The sequence below is a fragment of the Delftia tsuruhatensis NBRC 16741 genome (genome assembly GCF_001571325.1).
In the GTDB taxonomy this organism is placed as follows: Bacteria; Pseudomonadota; Gammaproteobacteria; order Burkholderiales; family Burkholderiaceae_C; genus Comamonas; species Comamonas tsuruhatensis.
This window is the reverse complement of sequence record NZ_BCTO01000111.1, coordinates 1-1565: the sequence shown is the minus strand read 5'-3', so window position 1 is coordinate 1565 and position 1565 is coordinate 1. Positions and strand designations below refer to the sequence as shown.

Genomic DNA, 1565 nt, shown 5'->3' with positions numbered 1-1565 from the left:
GGTGCCATCGGGCTGCAGCACGCGCGTGACGTGGCTGCCGCTGCGGTCCCAGCGCAGCCGCGTGAGGTCGTTCTGCGCCGGGCTTCCGTCGTCATAGCCTGCCAGCGAGGTGGGCAGCGGCCCGTCGATGTCCACCAGCACGCTGCGGCCGTTGATCTCGGTGTAGCGGTAGCGCGTGCTGCGTTCGATGGGCGTGGCGCCGTCCGCATTGCCTGCGGGCTGGCCCTGGGCATCCAATGGGCTGAAGCCCGTCTCGGTGATCTGCAGCGGCTGGCGGCTGCTGTTGTAGCGGATGCGGATCTGGTGTTCGCGCCCGGGCACGACGCTGGGCCGGGCGATGAGTTCGGGCGCGTATTGCTTCCAGGGGTCCTTGCCGTAGCCGTAGCGCACCTGCAGCTGCGGGGCCCGGGCTTGGCCTTGTGTGTAGGGAATGCGGTACACGGCCAGCGGGCGGCCGAAGGGGTCCAGCTCGGTGCGCGTGCCTTCCAGCGGGCGGCCTGCGGGATCGAGCCGCGTGGCTTCGGTCAGGCGCCCTTGCGCGTCGTACCGGTAGCGCATGTCGCCGGGGCCGCAGCTGGCGCAGCCCGGGCCGCGCACTTCAAGCAATCGCCATTGCCCGCCGATGGTGTCGTAGTGGTAGGTGGTTGTTTGCCCAAGGCTGTTGGTGAGGGTGTTCTTCCAGGGCTGGCTGAGGTCCAGGGTGACTTTTTCCTGCTGGCTGTCCGGCGGGCCGCGCACGCTCAAGATGGCGCGGCCGGTGTCGCCGTAGGCGTAGCTGGCGATGCGCTCGTCCATGGGCTTGCCGTCGCTGCCCTGGCCCTGGACGCTGATGCCCGTGAGCAAGGTGGGGTGGCGCGGGTCCTCATAGTGGTAGTGGCGCTGGACCGGGGCTTGGCCATCGGCCGACGGGAGGCTGACCTGCACGAGGCTGGCGTTCAGCTTGGCCTGGGGCTGGGTGCTGCCGGGCAACGGTGCGCTGCCGTGGCGGTAGCCGATGCGGCCCAGCGGGGTGTCGATGGCCTGCACGCCGGTGAAGCTGCCCTCGCCCGAAGATTGGGCGTAGTGCAGGCGCAGGCTGCGCCCCTGCGGGTCGGTGACCTTGAGCAGGCGGTTGCCCTTGGCGTTGTAGTCCAGGCGGACCTGTTCGCCCGAGGGCAGGCTGATGCGGGTCAGGCGCCCCCGGTGGTTGAAGCGCAGCTCGCGCCCGTCCATCCACTGCCAGGTGTAGTGCCGTTCCTGGCCGGGCGTGGTTTCCTTGGTGCCCTTTGTATCCGTGCCTTCGATGCGCACGATGCCGTTGCCCGGCTGCTCGCTGGCGCACAGGCTGGGATGCTCGCGCAGCTTGCTGAAGATGATGCGGGTGCCGTCGGCCTGCACGATCTGCAGGTTGGTGGGGTGGTCGTACAGGCGGGCCTCGTAGCTGAGCAGCCAGCCGCGGCCGAGCAGGCCTGGCGGCACGTAGGCCCGGCTGTAGCTGCTGTTGTAGTGGCGCACGACTTCCAGGCCGAGCACGCCGGGCAAGGCGGGCATGTCCACTTCGCGCTGGTATTTGTTGCCGTTGATGA

General features: G+C 69.4%; 1 protein-coding gene. It reads right to left on the bottom strand.

What is annotated here, in order from left to right:
• The coding region (locus DTS01S_RS29155; protein ID WP_218010590.1) for an RHS repeat domain-containing protein at window positions 1-1565 on the bottom strand (1565 nt) is incomplete at both ends.